The following is a 2,467-nucleotide window of genomic DNA, read 5'->3' as shown; positions in this document are numbered from 1 at the left end:
CCTAAAGGTAACGCCATGATATTAGCTAGCTTTGGCTTGGTTTAAAAAGTGTACGGTACTGAATCCTTGGTTAAATTCAGTTCGCCCAACAACAACTTTTCAGTGAAAATAGCTTTTGTTAACACTATGTCATCTATCCGCATATTTTCCAGTGGTTAACTATCAACCGCATCTTTCAAATTCTTACCTGCTTTAAATGACGGTATTTTGGCCGCCGCGATAGTGATTTCCGCACCGGTTTGCGGATTACGCCCCAAACGCTCGGCTCTGTCTTTGACAGAAAACGTGCCAAAACCTACTAGAGTAACCGCATCACCGGCTTTTAAAGTGCTTTCGATGGCATTGAGCAGTCCTTCTAATGCCCGATCGGCATCGGCTTTGGATAAATTGGCCTGTTCTGCAATAGTTGTGATGATCTCGGATTTGTTCATGAGTAGCTCCTGTGTAAAACTTACAGATTAAATGAAGAGTGAAGTGTTTACTGATTATTTGTTGGCTCCATCATAAAAAAAAGCAAAAACATCTGGCTGACGTACTAGAGAATCCAGCCTTTACTTTTTAACGGCAGCCAACGGCTGTCAAGATTATAGACGATAACTGGAGTCACACAGCATCTTTAAATGGCTTGGTTGACTAAAAACAGCCCATTAAATCCGTCCTTAATGGATGCCTAACCAACATCAAAAAAACTGTCCGATTTGGAAGGACGGTTTTCTATTGCTGCCTTAATGATTTTTCCGCACACTGTTTTTAACAGTCGTACAGGAAAAAACACATGCCTCGCTTAATCTTTATAAAAACCGCGTCCTTTTGGGGATTATTGACCATTACCTGTTTGCTGTGTGAGTGTACCAACACCATCCAACCACGATATGGCCAGGCCACAGACCGATGGCCACCGGCAACTAATCACGTTGCCACCCAACGTAATCCGGCTGCTTTAGATGCCACTACCCATAAATCGGGTCAACATTGGTTACAAGTAGGCCGTTACCACACGGTCAATGCCGTGCCGACCAGGGAGCAACAAGCACTGTTGCAAGTCATTATCGAAGTCACCTTGCCGGAAGAAGTGATCGATATCCAGTCGGCAGTGGATTATTTATTGCTGAGGAGTGGTTACCAGTTTACCGCCTTACGCCAGGCCTACGATGTCCAGCAATTATTACAAAAGCCCATACCTGCCGTCCACCGCCATTTAGGCCCGATGACCTTGGAAAGTGCGTTACAGACCTTGGCAGGCAAACCCTTTCAACTGACCGTCGATCCGGTACACCGCCAAGTAGGGTATACGTTACCTGCCAATATTGCCAAGCGGGTATATCCATGAATTCCGACAACAAGCTTGTACCGGATAGGGCGGTGAGTGATGAAGACCATAATGAGATGTTTGAGCCTCTTTATGCTGAATCGGATTCACCCGCTAAACCAAGTAGGATGCCACTTTGGATAATGATGGCCAGGGCCGGTGTAGTGATCGCTTTATCGATTGGCTATTCAGGACATGTTAAACAGATTTTGCCATTCGTTAAAAACTGGCAGATACCCCAATTTGTCTGGGTGTCGGCTGAAACTGTATCCCCATCAGCCCCAAAAATCAGCATTGATATACCACCGATAACAGCAGCATCGCCTTTGGATTTACTACCAGACCGTTTTACTGCTGTTCAACAGGCACCGATCGACAATCCCAAAATAACACAGCTGGAAAAACAGTTGGCTTCGTTAACTACGCGTATCGAAACTCAGCAACAAACCTACACGGAACAATTTAAGTCATTGGAAAATCAGTTAACAGTCTTGCAGCAACAAGCCCGTAAACAACCAGTGGTACGGACAGCCATTAAACCACACCACCGAAAACCGCCAGCGGTATTGCCTAAAAAGCAAACGTACCGGCCAGTAAAAACCAAAACCGCACCGCGCAAGCCATCAGTACATGCAATGGATACCAAAGCATCAGTACCGGATTTTACCTTAGCCAGCATTGACCAGTGGGGTGACAAAACACAGGCTGTGCTACGCCATCACGGCCAGCTTTATACCCTGGTGCCAGGCAGCACATTGTCGGGGTGGACGGTAGTGAAATTTGCTGACAGCCACGAAGGTGTTTATATGGCCAACCGTCACGGCCAGCGCCGCTTATTGGCATTGGATTAAGGTGTCATGATGAAACCATCCATTAATCCGTTACCGTATTTGGTTTTTAGTGCCGTACTGATGCTCTGGCAAACATTGGGCTTAGCGGTTGAGATCACCCAGCCGCAAACTAGGCCGTTAGCGGCCAGTGCGCCTACTGCCTTAAAACCAGCTGTCATCAACACCGAAACACAGCTATTTGACCGGCAGCAGTGGCAACTCAGCGAACCAGAATGGCAGCGTCAGTCCCAAGTCGCTGTCACCTTTGGGTGTGATTAAAAGTGCGGGGAATCTCATGCAGCTGCTGCGATTGGCAAATTACGCCAAT

4 protein-coding genes are annotated in these 2,467 nt (G+C 46.7%); 3 read left to right on the top strand and 1 reads right to left on the bottom strand.

Annotated elements, in window-relative coordinates; translation table 11 throughout:
- Positions 1-155: 155 nt before the first annotated feature.
- The gene (locus CRENPOLYSF2_RS15580; protein WP_087144872.1) at positions 156-431 is read right to left on the bottom strand and encodes an HU family DNA-binding protein; all 276 of its coding nucleotides are present in this window, start codon (positions 429-431) and stop codon (positions 156-158) included.
- A 344-nt stretch (positions 432-775) separates the two neighbouring features.
- Here CRENPOLYSF2_RS15580 and pilL2 point away from each other — a divergent pair, with 344 nt between their 5' ends.
- Genes pilL2 through CRENPOLYSF2_RS15565 form a run of 3 tightly spaced genes read left to right on the top strand, consistent with a single transcriptional unit; the run spans position 776 to position 2,418 of the window.
- Complete coding sequence (gene pilL2, locus CRENPOLYSF2_RS15575) at positions 776-1,330, top strand: PFGI-1 class ICE element type IV pilus protein PilL2 (RefSeq protein ID WP_087144871.1); 555 nt, start codon at positions 776-778, stop codon at positions 1,328-1,330.
- On the top strand, positions 1,327-2,160 hold the full coding sequence (locus CRENPOLYSF2_RS15570) for a hypothetical protein (RefSeq protein ID WP_087144870.1): 834 nt from the start codon (positions 1,327-1,329) through the stop codon (positions 2,158-2,160). Before pilL2 ends, CRENPOLYSF2_RS15570 begins: the two co-directional genes overlap by 4 nt.
- A 6-nt stretch (positions 2,161-2,166) precedes the next feature.
- Complete coding sequence (locus tag CRENPOLYSF2_RS15565; protein WP_087144869.1) at positions 2,167-2,418, top strand: hypothetical protein; 252 nt, start codon at positions 2,167-2,169, stop codon at positions 2,416-2,418.
- Positions 2,419-2,467: the final 49 nt, after the last annotated feature.

This window comes from Crenothrix polyspora (assembly GCF_900163755.1).
In the GTDB taxonomy this organism is placed as follows: domain Bacteria; phylum Pseudomonadota; class Gammaproteobacteria; order Methylococcales; family Methylomonadaceae; genus Crenothrix; species Crenothrix polyspora.
The sequence above is the reverse complement of the archived record's forward strand: the minus strand, read 5'-3'. Positions and strand labels throughout refer to the sequence as shown.